Origin of the sequence: Curtobacterium sp. PhB25, assembly GCF_004365375.1 — a bacterium.
Classification (GTDB): domain Bacteria; phylum Actinomycetota; class Actinomycetes; order Actinomycetales; family Microbacteriaceae; genus Curtobacterium.
In genome coordinates, this window is the sequence record NZ_SODR01000003.1 from 19,405 (window position 1) to 37,961 (window position 18,557).

General features: G+C 69.1%; 18 protein-coding genes. 4 read left to right on the forward strand and 14 right to left on the reverse strand.

The window, feature by feature from the left end; genetic code table 11:
• Positions 1 to 77 precede the first annotated feature (77 nt).
• Genes guaA through EDF51_RS06860 form a run of 5 tightly spaced genes read right to left on the reverse strand, consistent with a single transcriptional unit; the run spans position 78 to position 4,882 of the window.
• Positions 78 to 1,658: a glutamine-hydrolyzing GMP synthase gene (gene guaA, locus EDF51_RS06840; protein ID WP_111083415.1), complete on the reverse strand. Its 1,581-nt coding sequence runs from the start codon at positions 1,656 to 1,658 to the stop codon at positions 78 to 80.
• Complete coding sequence (locus EDF51_RS06845; protein ID WP_111083416.1) at positions 1,655 to 2,101, reverse strand: DUF3817 domain-containing protein; 447 nt, start codon at positions 2,099 to 2,101, stop codon at positions 1,655 to 1,657. Before EDF51_RS06845 ends, guaA begins: the two co-directional genes overlap by 4 nt.
• A gap of 10 nt (positions 2,102 to 2,111) precedes the next feature.
• On the reverse strand, positions 2,112 to 2,891 hold the full coding sequence (locus tag EDF51_RS06850; RefSeq protein ID WP_123671443.1) for an SURF1 family cytochrome oxidase biogenesis protein: 780 nt from the start codon (positions 2,889 to 2,891) through the stop codon (positions 2,112 to 2,114).
• A gap of 5 nt (positions 2,892 to 2,896) precedes the next feature.
• Complete coding sequence (locus tag EDF51_RS06855) at positions 2,897 to 4,348, reverse strand: cation:proton antiporter (RefSeq protein ID WP_132099123.1); 1,452 nt, start codon at positions 4,346 to 4,348, stop codon at positions 2,897 to 2,899.
• 3 nt (positions 4,349 to 4,351) lie between these two features.
• Entirely contained in the window at positions 4,352 to 4,882 is a 531-nt protein-coding gene (locus EDF51_RS06860; protein WP_071260110.1) for a TrkA C-terminal domain-containing protein, read from the reverse strand.
• Positions 4,883 to 4,957: 75 nt separating this feature from the next.
• Between EDF51_RS06860 and EDF51_RS06865 the strand changes: the two genes are divergently transcribed.
• Positions 4,958 to 5,458, forward strand: a complete 501-nt coding sequence (locus tag EDF51_RS06865; protein ID WP_131877626.1) for a hypothetical protein — start codon at positions 4,958 to 4,960, stop codon at positions 5,456 to 5,458.
• A 132-nt stretch (positions 5,459 to 5,590) separates the two neighbouring features.
• Here EDF51_RS06865 and EDF51_RS06870 read toward each other — a convergent pair whose 3' ends face one another.
• From EDF51_RS06870 to EDF51_RS06900, 7 genes are all read right to left on the reverse strand, one after another.
• Positions 5,591 to 7,477, reverse strand: coding sequence for a glycerol-3-phosphate dehydrogenase/oxidase (locus EDF51_RS06870; RefSeq protein WP_123293182.1), 1,887 nt, complete (start codon positions 7,475 to 7,477; stop codon positions 5,591 to 5,593).
• Positions 7,478 to 7,542: 65 nt separating this feature from the next.
• A complete protein-coding gene (locus EDF51_RS06875) occupies positions 7,543 to 8,661 on the reverse strand; it encodes a GuaB3 family IMP dehydrogenase-related protein (protein WP_123293181.1) in 1,119 nt (372 codons plus the stop codon).
• A gap of 71 nt (positions 8,662 to 8,732) precedes the next feature.
• Positions 8,733 to 8,924 (reverse strand): hypothetical protein, encoded by a 192-nt coding sequence (locus tag EDF51_RS06880; RefSeq protein WP_123936942.1) that lies wholly within the window; start codon positions 8,922 to 8,924, stop codon positions 8,733 to 8,735.
• 189 nt (positions 8,925 to 9,113) lie between these two features.
• Positions 9,114 to 9,932 carry an ABC transporter ATP-binding protein gene (locus EDF51_RS06885; RefSeq protein ID WP_123293180.1) on the reverse strand — a complete coding sequence of 273 codons (819 nt, stop codon included), beginning with the start codon at positions 9,930 to 9,932 and terminating at the stop codon, positions 9,114 to 9,116.
• Positions 9,929 to 10,831: an ABC transporter ATP-binding protein gene (locus EDF51_RS06890; protein WP_123293178.1), complete on the reverse strand. Its 903-nt coding sequence runs from the start codon at positions 10,829 to 10,831 to the stop codon at positions 9,929 to 9,931. The genes EDF51_RS06885 and EDF51_RS06890 overlap by 4 nt, the downstream gene beginning before the upstream one ends.
• Positions 10,824 to 11,810: a branched-chain amino acid ABC transporter permease gene (locus EDF51_RS06895; RefSeq protein ID WP_123293176.1), complete on the reverse strand. Its 987-nt coding sequence runs from the start codon at positions 11,808 to 11,810 to the stop codon at positions 10,824 to 10,826. The genes EDF51_RS06890 and EDF51_RS06895 overlap by 8 nt, the downstream gene beginning before the upstream one ends.
• 12 nt (positions 11,811 to 11,822) lie before the next feature.
• Entirely contained in the window at positions 11,823 to 13,217 is a 1,395-nt protein-coding gene (locus EDF51_RS06900) for a branched-chain amino acid ABC transporter permease (RefSeq protein ID WP_243837088.1), read from the reverse strand.
• Between the two features lie 242 nt (positions 13,218 to 13,459).
• Between EDF51_RS06900 and guaB the strand changes: the two genes are divergently transcribed.
• From guaB to EDF51_RS06915, 3 genes are all read left to right on the forward strand, one after another.
• Positions 13,460 to 14,962, forward strand: coding sequence for an IMP dehydrogenase (gene guaB, locus EDF51_RS06905; RefSeq protein WP_134194331.1), 1,503 nt, complete (start codon positions 13,460 to 13,462; stop codon positions 14,960 to 14,962).
• 74 nt (positions 14,963 to 15,036) lie between these two features.
• Positions 15,037 to 15,420: a VOC family protein gene (locus EDF51_RS06910; protein ID WP_123293171.1), complete on the forward strand. Its 384-nt coding sequence runs from the start codon at positions 15,037 to 15,039 to the stop codon at positions 15,418 to 15,420.
• Between the two features lie 191 nt (positions 15,421 to 15,611).
• Positions 15,612 to 16,943 carry an ABC transporter substrate-binding protein gene (locus EDF51_RS06915; protein WP_123936943.1) on the forward strand — a complete coding sequence of 444 codons (1,332 nt, stop codon included), beginning with the start codon at positions 15,612 to 15,614 and terminating at the stop codon, positions 16,941 to 16,943.
• A 106-nt stretch (positions 16,944 to 17,049) separates the two neighbouring features.
• Here EDF51_RS06915 and rarD read toward each other — a convergent pair whose 3' ends face one another.
• Positions 17,050 to 18,012 (reverse strand): EamA family transporter RarD, encoded by a 963-nt coding sequence (rarD, locus tag EDF51_RS06920; RefSeq protein WP_185094108.1) that lies wholly within the window; start codon positions 18,010 to 18,012, stop codon positions 17,050 to 17,052.
• A 154-nt stretch (positions 18,013 to 18,166) separates the two neighbouring features.
• Positions 18,167 to 18,463: a co-chaperone GroES gene (gene groES / locus EDF51_RS06925; protein ID WP_110893972.1), complete on the reverse strand. Its 297-nt coding sequence runs from the start codon at positions 18,461 to 18,463 to the stop codon at positions 18,167 to 18,169.
• Positions 18,464 to 18,557: the final 94 nt, after the last annotated feature.

Here is an 18,557-nt window from a genome sequence, read left to right on the forward strand (position 1 = left end):
CCCCGGCAGCGCCGCCCCCGGACGCGCGGAGGCCCGGCACGCAGGGCGTGCCGGGCCTCCGGTCGTTCAGGGGAGCGTCACTCCCACTCGATCGTCCCCGGCGGCTTCGACGTGACGTCGAGCACGACCCGGTTGACGTCGGGCACCTCGTTCGTGATGCGGTTCGAGATCTTCGCGAGCACGTCGTACGGCAGGCGCGTCCAGTCGGCGGTCATGGCGTCCTCGGACGAGACCGGACGGAGCACGATCGGGTGCCCGTAGGTCCGGCCGTCACCCTGGACACCCACGGAGCGGACGTCGGCGAGCAGGACGACCGGGCACTGCCAGATCTCCCCGTCGAGGCCCGCTGCGGAGAGTTCCTCGCGCGCGATCTTGTCGGCGGCGCGGAGCAGCTCGAGCCGCTGCTTGTCGACCGAACCCACGATGCGGATGCCGAGCCCCGGTCCGGGGAACGGCTGGCGGCCGACGATGACCTCGGGCAGACCGAGCTCGCGACCGACGGCACGGACCTCGTCCTTGAAGAGCGCACGGAGCGGCTCGACGAGCTCGAAGGTCATGTCCTCGGGCAGGCCGCCCACGTTGTGGTGCGACTTGATGTTCGCGGTACCCGCTCCGCCGCCGGACTCGACGACGTCGGGGTAGAGGGTGCCCTGCACGAGGAACTTGACCTCGCCGTCGTCACCGTCCCCACGCGCCTCGAGCACGAGTGCCTCGGCTGCGGCCTCGAACGTGCGGATGAACTCGCGCCCGATGATCTTGCGCTTCTGCTCGGGGTCGCTCACACCGGCGAGGGCGTCGAGGAACTGCTGCTCGGCGTCGATCGTGATGAGCCGGACACCGGTGGAGGCGACGTAGTCCTCTTCGACCTGCTTGCGCTCGTCGGCACGGAGGAGCCCGTGGTCGACGAAGACGCAGGTGAGCTGGTCACCGACGGCCTTGTGCACGATGGCTGCGGCGACGGCGGAGTCGACACCGCCGGACAGGCCGGCGATCACACGGTTCGACCCGACCTGGGCCTGGATCCGGGCGACCTGCTCGTCGATGACGTTGCTCGAGTTCCAGTCGCCGGGCAGACCGGCGGCGCGGTGCAGGAAGTTCTCGAGGACGGCCTGGCCGTGCTCGGAGTGCTTCACCTCGGGGTGCCACTGCACGCCGTAGAGCTTGCGCTCGTCGGACGCGAAGGCCGCGACGGGGGTCGACGCGCTCGACGCGAGGACCTCGAAGCCCTCGGGGGCCTTCGCCACGGAGTCGCCGTGCGACATCCACGTGACCTGGGACCCGGGCTGCCCGCCGAGCAGGACGCTGTCGGTGCCGCTGACGTCGACGGACGTCGCGCCGTACTCACGCAGGCCGGTGTTCGCGACCTCGCCACCGAGGGCGGTCGCCATGGCCTGGAAGCCGTAGCAGATGCCGAGCACGGGGACGCCGAGGTCGAGGATGTCGCCGTCGAGGGACGGTGCACCTTCTTCGTACACGGACGACGGACCACCGGACAGCACGATGGCTGCGGGGTCCTTCGCGCGGATCTCCTCCGCCGTGATGGAGTGCGGGACGATCTCGCTGTAGACGTTCGCTTCACGGACCCGACGCGCGATGAGCTGCGCGTACTGGGCCCCGAAGTCGACGACGAGGACGGGACGCTGTTCGGTCTCGCTCACCGAGCGGCCTCCTTCTCACGCTGCTGGGCAGCGATCAGCTCGTGGTAGGTGTCCATGGCCTTCTGCTGCATGCGGTGTTCGACCACGAAGGACATGAACGGGATGATGCCACCGAGGGCGATGAGCAGGAAGCGGGAGGGCTTCCAGCGCATGATGCTCCACAGACGGAAGTCCGTGAAGAGGTAGAGGACGTACAGCCAGCCGTGCGCGATGAGGATCGCGATCGACAGGTTGAACGTGCCGGGTGCTTCGCCGGCCGTGCCGTTCGGCACGAAGAACGGGCCGTTGCCGAGCTGCATCTCGAGCTGGAGCGGCGTGTACTTGATGATGACCTCGATCACGAGGGCCAGCAGCAGCACACCGGTGATGTACGCGGAGACGCGGTACCACTTCACCGCACCCGGGATCTTCGGGATGTCGCGGGTTCGGACGGTCAAGGCCATGACGACCAGCCTACCGTCGGTCCGCGAGGGCCCCGTCGACGCTGAGGGCAGCCTCACGCCGCTCCTCTTCCTCGCGCTCCCAGGCGTCCTTCACGAACCGGTACCAGAGGAACACCGCGAAGCCGGCGAAGACGACCCACTCGATCGCGTAGAACAGGTTCAGCCAGTCGAACTGGACCTCGCGCGACGGCGCCCGGTCGGCGATGGTGCCGAGGTCGGCGGCCTGCGCGGTGGCACCGTCGGCGACGACGTACCCGAGGTACATCCGGTCGTCGAACGCCTTCCAGGTGTTCACGAAGCGCGCGGGTGCCACGGCGGAGTACTCCGCCTGCTTGTAGGTGTCCTGGTCGGGCGACTCGGCGGGGTAGTACCGGCCCTGCACCGTGAGCGTCTGCCCGTCCGTCAGGCGGTCACCACCGGCGACCGCAGCCGACCGTTGGTCGGACCACCCGATGACGACCGGGAGGCTCGCCCCACCATCCGAGTCCACCAAGTGCCCGACGGTCTGGTACGTCCCACCCCCGGTGCGGCCGGTCAGGATCGTGGTGTCGCCGGCGACGAACGTGCCGGTGACGGTGACCTTCTGGCCGGCGATGGTCTCGCTCGCGGGTTCTTCCGGGGCGGTGACCGCCTCGAGCGTCTTGCGGGTCTCGGTGGTCGCCGGCAGCGGCTTGCCGTTGGCGATGCTCCGCTCGAGCTGCCACTTGCCCAGCCCGGCGAACACCGCCGCGAGCACGAGCGCCAGCAACAGCAGCGCGATCCACCTCGGTCGTCGGGCAACGGCCCACATCTGTATCAGTACTCCGGATCGCGCTGTCGGACCGGACGCTCAGGGCGCTCGGTGGGGATCTCGACGGGCGACGTGACGGGTTCGTCGGTCGCCTCCGGTGACCCATTCTCCTGCTCGTCCCTGCCAGCGGCCTCCACGAGCGCGAACTCCTCCGCGAACTGGCGGTCCCGCTCGGCACGGCGGACCGCGGCGGCGGACGCTGCCTCGGCCTCCTCGGCCTCTGCTGCCTCGGCGGCGGCAGCCGCAGCGACCGCACGGCGACCACCGAGTCGTCCGCGCAGGCGGGCGAGGCGGGCGGGGCGCACCACGAGGCGGCCGATCCGCTCCGAGTTCACCGCGAGCAGCGGCCCGAGGATCGCCATGACGAGGACGTAGAGGCCCGCGAACGCGGTGATCCGGGCCTCCAGTCCGGCGGCAGCCGAGAGCGTCGCGAGGATCAGCGCGAACTCGCCACGGTTCACCAGGATGACGGCAGTGTTGATCCCCTGTTGGACGTTGAAGCCGTTCATGCGCGCGACGATCTGCCCGGCGACCGCGTTGAGCACGACCGTCATGCCGATCGCACCGAGGACCGGCCAGAGCACCTCGCCGAAGGTCGACAGGTCGAGGCCGAGGCCGAAGTTCACGAAGAAGAACGCGGCGAAGACGTCACGCATCGGCAGGGCGAGCTGTTCGATGCGGTCGCGGTACCGGGTGGCGCCGCAGAGCAGCCCGATGACGAACGCGCCGATGGCGTCGGTCACGCCGAGCAGGTCGCCGATGCCACCGAACATCACGGCGAGCCCGAAGAACAGCACCGTGAAGAGTTCGTCGTCACGCGTCGCGAAGATCTTCGACACCCACTTGCCGGCGAACCGGGCGAGCGTGAACATCACGATGAGGAAGCCGAACGCGAGCGCGAGCTTGCCGACGACGGCCCAGGCGTTGGTGTCGCCGGACAGCACGACGGAGACGATCGCCAGGTAGACGGCGATGAAGACGTCCTCGATGACCGTGACGCCCAGGATCATCGGGGTCTCGTCGTTCGCGAGTCGTCGCAGCTCGATGAGGAGCTTCGTCACGATCGCGCTCGACGAGGTGGCCGTCATGCCAGCGATGATCAGGGCTTCACGGGTGCCCCAGCCGAGCGAGAACCCGAACGCGAACCCGACGCCCATGTTGATGACGACGTAGGTGCCGCCGGACACCAGGAGCTTGCCGGCGTTGCCGTAGAACTCCTCTTGGTCGAACTCCAACCCGAGGTTGAACAGCAGCAGGATGAGCCCGAACGTCGCGATGAGCTCGATCGTGTGCGACTCGACGTTCAGGCCGATCCACGGCGTGTGCGGGCTCGCGATGAGCCCGACGATCATGTAGATCGGGATCGCCGGCAGACCGATGGTCTTGCCGAGCCGCCCGAGCACGTAGGCGATGACGAACAGCACACCGATGGTGAGCAGTTCACCGCCCAGGTGCATGCGCTAGCTCTTCCGCGGGGCCTCGGCCGATGCGGCCGCAAGCTCTCCGCTGCGGTAGAAGGAGAAGGCCTTGGCGACCTTCTCGGGGGAACCGGCGACGACGATGGTGTCACCGGGGAAGACGACGAAGTCCGGCGAGGGTGCCGGGTTGGCGCTGTCGCCACGGACGACGGCCACGACGGTCAGGCCGATGAAGCCGGAGTCGTGCAGGTCGCCGAGCGGCTTGCCGGCGATCGCGTCGTCGTAGTCGACCGAGAACCAGTCGATGGACAGCCCGGGGATCTCGTCGAGCTTGTCGAGGCCCTCGGTGATCCGGGTGCCGCCCAGGAGTTCGGCGAGGGTGTGCGCCTCGTCCTCGCTGAGGCGCAGCGAGACCTTCTCGGACTTGTCCGCGCCGTCGGAGACGTCGGCGAACGAGATGAGGTCGGAGTGACCCGACCGGTGCGTGATGACACCGCACTTGCCACCGTCGTCGGTGTAGAAGCTGTGCAGCACGCCGACTCCGGGGAGTTTGACGCGATGGACGTCGACCATGATGGCTCCCTTTTCGAGTACGCCCATGCTAACCACCGCACGGCCCCGCGCATTCCGGTCGCTACTGTTCTGTGGATGGGGAGAACTCGGATCGTCGTCGGGGTCGTCGGGACGCTGGTCGTCACGCTGTACGCGGGGTTGCTGGCGCTCAACGCGCTCGTGCTCGATCCGCTCGGCGCGGTGCCGGGGCAGTCGCTCGGTGCGATCTACGGTCACCTCGACGCGCAGGGGTACCAGGTGCGGACCGACGTCGTGACAGTACTCGTCATCGCGGCGGTCGGCATCGCGTTGGCGGTCACGGTCCTGATCGTGACGCTGGTCCGGCGGACGACGGCACACGTCGCCGCCGCCTGGCTGCTGGCGATCGTGGCCGCCGGCGCCGTCCAGGTGTTCGGTTCCGGTTTCCAGCTCGGGATGGACGTGGCCGACGGCTACGGCATCGGCGGCGAGGACCACACCATCTGGGCCGGTGTCCTCTACGTCACCAGCCTCGTCGCGCTGCTCGCGATCCCCGTCGTGCTCGTCGCCGGCGAGCGACGCCGTGGCCGCACCGTGTCGGGGACGCTGGCCGTCTGACGGACGCGCCACGGGCCTCCCGTCCGGAGTTCCCGGTCTGGGCCCACGCCGCCGGTTCCGGGGCGACGCGCCAGCGGTGTCACGGCCGTGCCGGTGGGGAGAGGCCCGTGGCCCCGTCCGCAACGCGGGTCGCTACTCCGGCTCGCTCGTCTTCTCCCCCACGACCTGCTCGTCGGACGCCTTCGCGCCCTCCGCGCCGCTGCTGCGGCCGCCGCCCACGACGACGTCGTCCTCGTCGAAACCGAACGCGATGTCCGGTGCCTCGAGCCGCACCCGGTCCGCGCTCTCGTCGTCGGGCTGCAGCTGCGACTCGCGTTCCGCGGCCACACGCTTCAGGTAGTTCGACACCTCGTGCTCGGTGGTCTCCTGGTCCCAGCCGAGCACGTCGGCCATGAGCTTCGCGGCGACCGGGGCCGCCGACTCACCACGGTCCCAGGCCTCGATCGAGATGCGGGTGCGGCGGGCGAGGACGTCCTCCAGGTGCAGGGCCCCCTCGTGCGAGGCGGCGTACACGACCTCGGCACCGATGTAGTCGTCGGCTCCCGGCAGCGGCTCGGCCAGGGCAGGGTCCTGCTCGACGAGCTGCAGCACCTCGGTGGCCAGGGTGCCGTAGCGGTTCAGCAGGTGCTCGATGCGGACCTTGTGCACGTTGAAGCTGCGGGCGGTCCGTGCGCGACGGTTCCACGCGGCCGGGTAGCCCTCGGCCCCGAGCAGTGGGATGTCCTCGGTCGTCGACGCCGGGATCTTGCCGTCCATCGCGGCGACGGCCTCGTCGATGGCGTCCTTGCCCATCACCCGGTAGGTCGTCCACTTGCCGCCGGCGACCACGACGAGCCCGGGCACCGTGTGCGCCACCACGTGCTCGCGGCTCAGCTTCGAGGTCTGGTCGGACTCCCCCGCCAGCAGGGGACGGAGCCCGGCGTAGACGCCCTCGACGTCCTCACGGGTGAGCGGGACGCGGAGCACCTTGTTGACGTGCTCGAGGATGTAGTCGATGTCGGCCGCGGTCGCCGCCGGGTGCGCCTTGTCGAGGTACCAGTCGGTGTCGGTCGTGCCGACCAGCCAGTGCCGGCCCCACGGGATCACGAACAGCACGCTCTTCTCGGTGCGCAGGATCATGCCCATGTTCGACTGGAACCGGTCGCGCGGGATGACGAGGTGCACGCCCTTCGACGCCCGCACCTTGAACTGCCCGCGGGTGCCGATCATCGCCTGGGTGTCGTCCGTCCAGACGCCCGTGGCGTTCACGACCTGCTTCGCGCGGATCTCGAAGCGCTCGCCGGTCTGGATGTCGTGGGCCTGGGCGCCGACCACGCGCTCCCCGACCTTGATGAAGCCCTCGATCCGGATGCGGCTCGCCGCATGGGCGCCGTACGATGCCGCGGTGCGGACGAGCGAGGCGACGTAGCGGGCGTCGTCGACCTGGGCGTCGTAGTAGGTCATGCCGCCGACGAAGGCGTCCTTCTTGAGCGACGGCATGGAACGGAGAACCTGCGTGCGGCTGAGGTGCCGGTGGTGCGGGACCCCGGGCGGACGACCGCCGGACCAACTGAAGGCGTCGTACATCGCCATGCCGATGCCGATGTAGAACCGCTCCCACACGCGGTGGTTGAGCGGGTACAGGAAGCGCACCGGCTTCACCAGGTGCGGGGCGATCCGCTGCAGCAGCAGACCGCGTTCGATGAGGGCCTCGCGCACGAGCCCGAAGTTCAACTGCTCCAGGTAACGGATGCCACCGTGCACGAGCTTCGACGAACGGCTCGACGTGCCGGAGCCCCAGTCACGGGCCTCGACGATGCCGACGGTCAGGCCGCGGGTGACGGCGTCGAGCGCACTGCCCGCACCGACGATGCCGCCGCCCACGACCAGGACGTCGAGTTCCTTCGTCTTGAGGGTCTCGATCGCCGCCGCGCGTTCGTCGGGGCCGAGCTTGGCCGCGGGGTCGAACCCCGCCCCCGGCACGACGTCGCCAGGACGTCCGGCCGAACTGGTCTGCTTCGTGGTGCTGGACTTCGCCATCGTCGCCTCCGGGTCACGGTCGGCGCCGAAGCGTCACCCGCGTCGGTGCGCGGGTGCCACCAGGATCACTGGTGGTACGGCGCCACGACCACTTCTACTCGCTGGAACTCCTTGACGTCGGAGTATCCGGTCGTCGCCATCGAGCGGCGCAGCGCACCGACGAGGTTGGCGCGGCCGTCGAACGTCGGGGTCGGGCCGTTCAGCACGTTCTCGAGCGGGGCGATCGTGCCCACCTCGACCCGGCGGCCGCGGGGCAGCTCCGGGTGGTGCGCCTCGGCACCCCAGTGGAACCCGCCACCCGGTGCCTCGGTGGCACGGGCGAGCGCGGTGCCGAGCATGACGGCGTCCGCACCGACCGCGATCGCCTTGACGACGTCGCCGGCGGTGTCGAGACCGCCGTCGGCGATGACGTGCACGTAGCGGCCACCCGACTCGTCGAGGTAGTCACGACGAGCACCCGCGACGTCGGCGACCGCGGTGGCCATCGGCGCGTGGATGCCCAGCGCGGCACGCGTGGTGGACGCAGCGCCGCCGCCGAAGCCGACGAGGACACCGGCAGCACCCGTGCGCATGAGGTGCAGCGCCGACGTGTACGTCGAGGCACCGCCCACGATCACCGGGACGTCGAGCTCGTAGATGAACTTCTTGAGGTTGAGGGGCTCTTCGTTCTGCGACACGTGCTCGGCCGAGACCGTCGTGCCGCGGATGACGAACAGGTCGACACCGGCGTCGACGACCGTCTTCGAGAACTCCTGCGTGCGCTGCGGGCTGAGCGAGCCGGCGACCGGCACCCCGGCGGCACGGATCTCGGCCAGGCGCGCGGTTATCAGCTCCGGCTTGATCGGCTCGGAGTAGATCTCCTGCATGCGCTTGGTGACGTTGCCGTCGGTGAGCGACTTGATCTCGTCGTAGTAGGGCGTCGGGTCCTCGTAGCGGGTCCACAGCCCCTCGAGGTCGAGGACGCCCAGGATGCCGAGCTTGCCCATCTGGATGACCGTGGCCGGCGAGGACACGGAGTCCATCGGCGCGGAGAGGATCGGCGACGCGAAGGTGAACGCGTCGATCGACCACTGCACGCTGACGTCGCGCGGGTCACGCGTGCGCCTGGAGGGGACCACCGCGATGTCGTCGAACGCGTACGCCCGACGTCCGCGCTTGCCTGCACCGATCTCGACTTCGCTCACCCGGCAAGCCTACCGGGCAGGTCCGGGGGCGTGCACGGACCGGACGGTGCGGACCGGACGGCGGGGCGCGGTCAGCGGGGGCGGCGCGGGGTCCGGCGTCGCTTGCGGAGCACCCGCAGCACGAAGCCGAGCAGGAGCGCGAGCACCACGAGCACGACCAGGAGCGCAGCCGCCACCTTCACGAGCAGCGCCGCACCGACGAACAGCGCGATGAAGACCACCCACACCAGGGCGTCCATCGCGCCCGCCGACAGTCTCTGCACCTGCGGAACGATACCGACCCGGCGGACGCGGGGCGGGCCTCCCGGCAGAACCGGAGCCGGCCACGCACCGGGGCGGGCCAACAGACGACCGCACGCAGGAGCGGGGCCGTGCGGCGCGAAGCGACCACGCACGGCCCCACCCGTCGCGGATACCACCCCCACAGCGGTACCCGCAGTCGACACAGTGCGCTAGCGCCCCGCGTCGACGTCCTTGGCGAGCGTCCCGAGGTACAGCTCGATGACCTTCGGGTCGTCCGCGAGTTCCTTCCCCGTGCCCGAGTACGCGTTCCTCCCCTGGTCGAGCACGTACCCACGATCGCAGATCTGCAGACAGCGTCGCGCGTTCTGCTCCACCATGACGATCGACACACCGGCCTTGTTGATCCGGCGGGTCCGCAGGAACGTCTCGTCCTGCCGCACCGGGGACAGCCCGGCACTCGGCTCGTCGAGCAGCAGCACCTTCGGGTCCATCATCAGCGCACGCGCCATGGCGACCGACTGCCGCTCACCGCCGGACAGGGACCCCGCCCGCTGGCCGCGGCGCTGCGCGAGCACCGGGAACAGGTCGTAGATGACCTCGAGGCGCTCCGCGAACTTGCGGGGCCGCAGGTACAGCCCCATCTGCAGGTTCTCCTCGATGGACAGCGACGGGAACACGTTGTTCGTCTGCGGGACGAAGCCGACGCCGGCCTGCACGAGCTTGTTCGCCTTGAGGTTCGTGATGTCCTCACCCTGCAACGTGACCGACCCCTCGCGGATCGACACGAGACCGAACAGGGCCTTGAGCAGCGTGGACTTGCCCGCGCCGTTCGGCCCGATGATCCCGATCAGCTCACCGGGGTAGCAGTCCAGGTCGCAGCCGTTCAGGATGTTCACCCCCGGCAGGTAGCCGGCGACGAGGTTCTTCGCGCTCAGCACCGGCTCGCGTTCCAGCGTGGCGGTGCTCGCCTTCGGCGCTTCCGGACTGGAGGCGCTGCTCGCGTTCGTGGGGTCGACTGCGTCCGTCATCGGGTCTTCTCCTCTGCTGCTGCGTCCGCCGCGTCTTCTTCCGCGACTTCCTCCGCCAGTTCCTCGAAGGTCTCCTCGGTGAGGAGCGAGTCGTCACCCAGGTCGGTGTCGTGGTGCGCGCCCAGGTACGCGTCGATGACCGCCTGGTCGTCCATCACGGTGTCGGCCGGGCCCTCGGCGACGACCTTGCCCTCGGCCATCACGACCACCCAGTCCGAGATGTGCCGGACCATGTGCATGTCGTGCTCGACGAACAGCACGGTCATGCCGTCGTCGCGCAGGGACTGGATGTGCCCGAGCAGCGACTGGGTCAGCGCGGGGTTCACGCCCGCCATCGGCTCGTCGAGCATGATCATCGTCGGGTCGGACATCAGTGCCCTGGCCATCTCGAGGAGCTTCCGCTGGCCGCCCGACAGCGACCCGGCGTAGTCGTCCGCCTTGTCGTCGAGCTTGAAGCGGGCGAGGAGGTCCTCGGCCTTCGCGGTGATCTCCCGCTCGCGCTTCGCCCACACCGGCTTGATCAGCGCGGCGAAGAAGTTCTCGCCGGGCTGGTCGCGGGCGCCGAGCAGCATGTTCTGCATCACGGTGAGCCGCGACAACGCCTTCGTCAGCTGGAAGGTGCGGACCATGCCGCGGTTGGCGATGTGGGTCGCGCTGGTCTTCTGCAGCGTGGCGCCGTTGAACTGCGTCCTGGCACCGGGGCTGGGCTTGTCGAAGCCGGTCAGCAGGTTGAAGAAGGTCGTCTTGCCGGCGCCGTTCGGGCCGATCAGGGCGGTGATGGAGCCGCGCTGGACCTCGAGGTGGTCGACGTCCACGGCGGTCATGCCGCCGAAGTGCCGGGTGACGCCGTCGACCGTGAGGATCGGGTCGGCCTTCGTGTAGCCGTAGGTCTCAGACACTGAACGTCAGCTCCTTCTTGTTGCCGAGCAGGCCCTGTGGTCGGAACACGATCAGGAGCATGAGCGCGACGCCGACGAGCACGTACGAGAACTGCTCGGCCTGCTGGGCGTTCATGATCGAGTCGGGGATGAAGTCGCCGGCCAGGGTGCGGATGAAGAGCCGGACGACGAAGAACAGCACTGCGCCGAGCACCGGACCGAACACCGTCGCGGCACCGCCGAGGATGAGCGCCGTCCAGATGAAGAACGTCATCGAGCGGCCCATGGCGTCCGGTTGCACCGAACTCGGCAGGACGTAGATGATCCCCGCCAGCGCTCCGAGCGCACCACCGAAGACGAGCGCCTGCATCTTGTACGAGTAGACGTTCTTGCCGAGGGAGCGGACGGCGTCCTCGTCCTCGCGGATCGCCTTCAGGACACGGCCCCAGGGGCTGCGCATGAGCAGGAAGAGCACGAAGGTGAACAGCGCGACGAGGGCCCAGGCGGCGATGCGGATCCACCAGCCGTTGACGCCGTTGTTCGCGTAGGTGAACCAGAGGATGGTCGTGGTGCCGTCCGGCAGCGGGCTCAGGGCGGTGAACGGGTCGCGGTAGCTCGATCCGGTGATGCCGTTGGAGCCACCCGTCGTCGTGGTCAGCAGGCTGGAGCGGCCGACCATGCGGATGATCTCGGCGCCGGAGATCGTCACGATCGCCAGGTAGTCGCCGCGGAGCCGCAACGTGGGAACGCCGAGGATGATCGCGAACACGATGGCGACGAGCAGGGCGATGAGCACGGCCATCACGAACGGCAGCCCGTTCGTGATCGAGATCGCGAAGCCGTAGGCGCCGAGCAGCAGGAACGCCGCCTGCCCCATGTTCACGAGCCCGGTCAGGCCGAAGTGCACGTTCAGTCCGATGGCCGCCAGGGCGAACGCCGCCGTGGTCGGGGCGAGGGCCTCCTGGGTGAGCGAGGACAGCAGGTTGAGGATGTAGTCCATGCGCGTGCTCCCTTAGCCGACCCGCTCGGCGCGGCCGAAGATGCCCTGCGGCCGGAACAGCAGGATGAGGATGAGGATGACGAGGGCGGTGGCGTACTTGAAGTCACCGGGGAGCACGAGGTTCGTGAGCTCGACGACGACGCCGATGATCATCGACCCCACCAGCGCGCCGTAGGCCGTGCCGAGACCACCGAGGGTCACCGAGGCGAACATGAGCAGGAGCAGCTGCAGGCCGGTCTGCCAGTTCACGCCGTTCAGCACAAGGCCGAGCATCACGCCGGACAGGCCGGCGAGACCGGCGGCGAGGGTCCACACGAACCGGATGACCCGGTCGACGTCGATGCCGGACGCCGCGGCGAGCGCCGGGTTGTCCGACACTGCGCGGGTGGCCCGGCCGAAGCGGGTCTTCGCCAGGAACAGGCCGGTGGCGATCAGGACGACCAGCGCGATGCCCATCGCCACGTAGGACTGCACCGTGAGCGTGACCCCGGCGAACCGGACGGTCTCGGGGTTGCCCTGCTGGATTCGGACGGTCGCGGCGCCGAAGAAGTACTGGAACGCGTACTGGGCGGCGATCGACAGACCGATCGTCACGATCATGAGCTGCGTGAGGCTGATCCGCTTGCGCCGCAGTGGCCGCCAGATCCCGGCGTCCTGCAGGTACCCGGTCGCCGCGCACAGCAGCGTGACGACGATGCCGGTCACCCAGATGTTCCAGCCGAGCTGGTTCGCGAACACGTAGGCCAGCAGCCCGCCGAGGGTGACCTGCTCGCCGTGCGAGAAGCTCGACAGCCCCGTCGTGCCGTAGATGAGCGAGAGGCCGATCGACGCCAGCGCGATGAGCAGGCCGAGGCGGATCCCCGAGGCGAACTGCTGCCAGGCCCGCTGCGGGCTGACGCTCGACGAGTCCGTCGTGGTCGTGGCGCCCTTCTGGTCGGACAGCTGGAAGATCTGCCCGACGTTGGCGTTCAGGGTCGCCTGGACCTTGCGTTCCGCGTCCGCCGCGTTCGTCAGGTACTGGCCCTTCGGCAGGGTGTCCTGGTCGACGCTCACGGTGTACTCGCCGGCCTCGTCGACGCTGACCGACCAGCGGCCGTCGGCGTTCGTGGTGGCGGTCTCGGCGAAGCCGCCGGGCCCGTCGACGTCGACGTCGACGTCGTCGGCCGGTTCCCGCTCGGAGTCGGTGATCGTGCCCTGGATGCACCCGTTCGTCGGGCTGACGGTGCAGGCCTGGCTGGTCGCCGGTGCCGACGTGGCACTGAAGGCCGGCAGGGTGACCGCCCAGTCGATCAGGAAGGTCGCCAGGAACGCGGCGACGAGCACGGCCGCCAAGACCGGTCGTCGCCGGGCCTGGCGGAGGCGGAACAGGCGCGGCTGCGCCCGTCCCGGAGGAGTGATGGATCCCACGGAAGAGCCTCTCGTTCGGATGTCGAGTGACGCTATGGGGATTGTGTGACACCCGTGTTTCCAACTCGTTCCCGCTGTGAGTCGTCGCGCAACCGTGACCTGTGTGGAGGAGAGCCGCGATCCGTTCTCCCAGGCGGAACGCGGAATAGCGGGACGGCCCACGCGCGTTACCATGTCCTATCCGGAACCCGCCGTTGCGTTCTCGGTGTCTCGACCACTTCACTCGCCCACGAAGGGGACCCATGGACCAGCCGGATCCGTTCGGATTCATCGGACTCACGTACGACGACGTCATGCTCCTGCCGGGGCACACCGACGTCATCCCGAGCGAGGCGTCCACCGCGTCCCGGCTCACCAGGCGGATCTCCGTCAACGTCCCGCTGCTCTCCGCAGCGATGGACACCGTCACCGAAGCCCGCATGGCCATCGCCATGGCGCGGCAGGGTGGCATCGGGATCCTCCACCGCAACCTCTCCATCGAGGACCAGGCGGCCTACGTCGACAAGGTCAAGCGCTCCGAGTCGGGCATGATCACCAACCCGGTGACCACCACCCCGGACGCCACCGTGGCCGAGGTCGACGCGATCTGCGGGCAATTCCGGGTCTCCGGCCTGCCCGTGGTCGAAGCGGACGGCACCCTCGTCGGCATCATCACCAACCGCGACATGCGGTTCGTGGCGACGTTCGAGCAGTCGACCACCTTCGTGCGCGACGTCATGACCAAGGCGCCGCTGATCACCGCGATGGAGGGCATCGACCCCGAAGAAGCCATCGCGATCTTCGCGCAGCACAAGATCGAGAAGCTCCCGCTGGTGGACGCCGAGGGCAAGCTCCGCGGCCTCATCACCGTCAAGGACTTCGACAAGAGCGAGCAGTACCCGGACGCCACCAAGGACGACGAGGGCCGACTGCGCGTCGGTGCCGCGATCGGCTTCTTCGGCGACGCCTGGCAGCGTGCCGAGGCCCTGCGTGACGCGGGCGTCGACGTGCTCGTGGTCGACACCGCCAACGGCGAGAGCGAAGGCGTGCTCGACATGGTGCGCCGCCTCAAGGCAGACCCGTCCTTCGCGGACATCGACGTCATCGGCGGCAACGTCGCGACGCGTGCCGGTGCGCAGGCGCTCATCGACGCCGGTGTCGACGCCGTCAAGGTGGGCGTCGGACCCGGCTCGATCTGCACCACCCGCGTCGTCGCCGGCGTCGGCGTCCCGCAGGTCACCGCCGTGTACGAGGCGTCCCTCGCCGCGCGCGAGGCCGGCGTGCCGATCATCGCCGACGGTGGCCTGCAGTACTCGGGCGACATCGCCAAGGCCCTGGTGGCCGGTGCCGACACCGTCATGCTCGGTTCGCTGCTGGCCGGCACGGACGAGTCCCCCGGCGACCTGGTCTTCGTGGGCGGCAAGCAGTTCAAGGCGTACCGCGGGATGGGCTCCCTGGGCGCACTGCAGACCCGCGGCAAGAAGACCTCGTACTCGAAGGACCGCTACTTCCAGGCGGACGTCCCCAACGACGACAAGCTGATCCCCGAGGGCATCGAGGGCCAGGTGCCCTACCGCGGCTCGGTCGGCAACGTCGTGTACCAGCTCACCGGTGGACTCCGGCAGTCGATGTTCTACGTCGGAGGCCGGACCGTCCCGGAGCTCAAGGCCCGCGGCAAGTTCGTCCGCATCACGGCTGCCGGGCTCAAGGAGTCGCACCCGCACGACGTCCAGATGGTCGTCGAGGCACCGAACTACCGCAGCTGAGCCGACTGCACCCCGAACGCCCCGCTCCCCACCGGAGCGGGGCGGTCGTCGTCTGCCGGCAGTAGTGTCACGGCATGGTCAGCGCCGTCTCCCACACCACGATCGACTGCCGTGACGCCTTCGCTCTGTCGGAGTGGTGGAAGCAGGTCCTCGGCTACGTCGACATCGCCGACGACCCGAACGGCCCCGGGCACGAGGAGTGCATGATCACCGCTCCCGACGGCTCGCACCAGGTGCTGTTCATCCAGGTGCCCGAGGCGAAGTCCGTGAAGAACCGGATCCACTTCGACCTGCGTCCCACCGACCGCACGCGCGATGCCGAGGTGGAGCGGCTGCGGGGCATCGGTGCGACCGAACTCGCGGACCTCCGACACGACGACGGTGGGTGGGTGGTGTTCGCCGATCCGGAGGGCAACGAGTTCTGCGTGCTGCGTTCCGTGGCTGAACTCGACGGCTGACGCGCGGGCTGCGCGGCTCGCCGATCCCTGATCCTCCGCACAGAAACGATCACGGCTCGGTAACGAAACACTTTCCGTACCGCCCCGTCACACGGGCGAAACACCGGGACCCTACGTTTCTCGACATCCAGTGGAGGCGCCGCGTTCGACCCGAAGCGGCACGGCCTCCGCGCAGAGAAAGGGCTCCACGGATGATCAGAACCACCCGTGCCACCACGGCACTGGCGTTGGCAGGCGCAGCAGCCGTCCTGCTCGCCGCGTGTTCCACCACCAGCAGCGGCGACTCCCCTTCCAGCTCGGCGTCGAGCGATGCGAAGAAGGACCCCGCCGCCAGTTGCAAGGCCCCCGACACCCCCAGCACCGATGCGCTGAAGATCGGCACGATCCTGCCGCTCACCGGTTCGCTGGCGTACCTGAACCCGCCGGCCGAGTCCGGCGTCGGCCTCGCGGTGAAGGACATCAACGCCGCGGGCGGCGTCCTCGACAAGGACGTCACCATCGACCCGGCGACGGACTCGGGCGACAGCAACGACATGACCGTGTCGAGCTCGGCCGCGACGAAGCTCGTGAACGCGAAGGTCCCGGTCGCGATCGGTGCCGAGTCCTCGTCGGTCACGCTCAACGTCATCGACCAGCTCACCAGCAACTGCATCGTCGAGATCTCGCCCGCGAACACCGCGAGCGACCTGTCCGGCTACTCGTCGTACTACTACCGGACCGCTCCGCCGGACTCGGTGCAGGGCTCGGCGCTCGGTCAGCTCGTGACCGGTGACGGCAACGCCAAGGTCGCGTTCCTCGTCTTCAACGACACCTACGGCACGGGCCTCCGCAACTCGGTGCAGTCCGCGGTCGAGGCCTCGGGTGGCCAGGTCGTCTACGGCGGCAAGGGCGAGGGCCAGGAGTTCCCGCCCGGTCAGACCACGTTCTCGTCCGAGGTGACGGCCGCACTCGCAGCCAAGCCGGACGCGATCGTCGTCCTGGCCTTCGACGAGACGAAGTCGATCATCCCGGAGCTCGTCTCGCAGGGGAACACGGCGAAGATCTACATGTCCGACGGCAACACGGCCGACTACTCGAAGGACTTCGACAAGGGCACCCTGACCGGCGCCCAGGGCACCATCCCCGGTGCCTCGCCGAAGGACGACTTCAAGAAGCAGCTGTCCGCCTTCTACAAGGACTCGTCGAACAAGACGCTCGCCGACTACTCGTACGCGGCGGAGTCCTACGACGCCACCGTCCTCGCCGCGCTCGCTGCGGTGAAGGGCAAGGGCACCGACTCGGGCACGATCCAGGCCAACATGGCCGCGGTCTCCGGAGCGGACGGCGGCACCGAGTGCGCCACGTTCAAGGAGTGCGTCGCGCTCCTCGACGACGGCAAGGACATCCACTACACCGGCCCGTCCGGCATCGGTCCGTTCGACGACAACAACGACCCGTCGAGCGCCTACATCGGCATCTACAAGTTCGACGGCGACAACAAGCCCGTCTACCAGAGCGCCATCCAGGGCGCGGTCAAGAAGTAGGGCACCGGCTCCACCTCACGAAAGCGACAGTTCCCTGCGGATCATCCGCAGGGAACTGTCGCTTTCGCGTGTGGGACGGGCGGACGGGAGGCCCGGGGTGCGTCCGTCAGGCGGGCTCGGCCGGAGCAGGTGCGAGCGCTCGGCGACGGGACGCCCGCGCGGCGACGAACGAGTCCGCCGTCAGCACCACGAGCGCCAACCACACGATGCCGAAGCCGAACCAGCGCGCGGGCGGCATCGCCTCGTGCTGCACCACCACACCGACGAGCAACTGCATCACGGGCGCGAGGTACTGCGTCAGCCCGAGGGTCGACAGGCTCACCCGCCGCGCCGACGAGGCGAACAGCAGGAGCGGGACCGCCGTCGCCGGACCCGTGAGCACCGTCACGAGGACGTGCACCCAGCCCTCGCTCGTGAACGTCACGCCGCCGCCGAGCCCCGTCGCGCCGAGCACGACCAGCGCCACGACCGCGATCGGCAGCAGCCACACGGTCTCGATCGTCAGACCACTCAGCGCGTCGACCGTGCCGCCGACCCGCTTCTTCACCAGGCCGTACAGGCCGAACGAGCACGCCAGCACGAGCGAGATCCACGGCACCTGCCCGTAGCCGACGGCGATCACGACGACCGCCACGACGCTGATGCCGACCGCGGCCCACTGCGCCGGCCGCAGGCGTTCGCGGAGCACGACGACGCCGAGCGCGATCGTCACGAGCGGGTTGATGAAGTACCCGAGGGCGGCCTCGACCGTGTGGCCGGTCGTGGTCGCCAGGACGTACACGGTCCAGTTCACCAGGATGAGGACCGCGGCGAGCCCCATCACGGCCATCACCCGGCGCTGCGCCATCAGGGTGCGGGTCCGGAGCCACGAGCGGGTGACGGCGATCGCGACCGCGCAGAACACCAGCCCGAAGACGATCCGCCAGGCGACGATCTCGAACGCGCCGGCCGGGGCCATCGCCGCGAAGAGCAGGGGCATGAGGCCCCAGAGCCCGTACGCGATGATCGCCTGCACCACGCCGACGGATGCCTCGCTGCGGACGGGTCGCGCGGGACTCGGTTCACTCACGGAACCATCCTAGGAACGGCCACCGACGGGCCGGGCGTGCCACGGGCCTCCCGGTCGGAGCACGTGCACGCGACGGACCCGCCGGAAGCCCGCAGACGCACGAACGCCCCGCCGGCCGACAGGCCGAACGGGGCGTTCGCGTGGAGTACTGGACTCAGTTGACGACGACCGCGAGGACGTCGCGGGCCGACAGGACCAGCAGGTCCTCGCCCGAGTACTTGACCTCGGTTCCGCCGTACTTGGAGTAGATGACCTTGTCACCCACGGCGACGTCCAGCGGGACGCGGTTGCCGTTGTCGTCGATGCGACCGGGGCCCACGGCGACGACCTCGCCCTCCTGGGGCTTCTCCTTCGCGGTGTCGGGGATGACCAGACCGGATGCAGTGGTCTGCTCCGCCTCGACCTGGCGGATGACGATGCGATCCTCGAGCGGCTTGATGCTGACGGCCACGGTGACCTCTTCTTTCTCGGTACGGACTCGGTACAGATGAAAACCGGGTTGGCACTACGCACAGGAGAGTGCCAACGCCAACTCTAGGGGGACA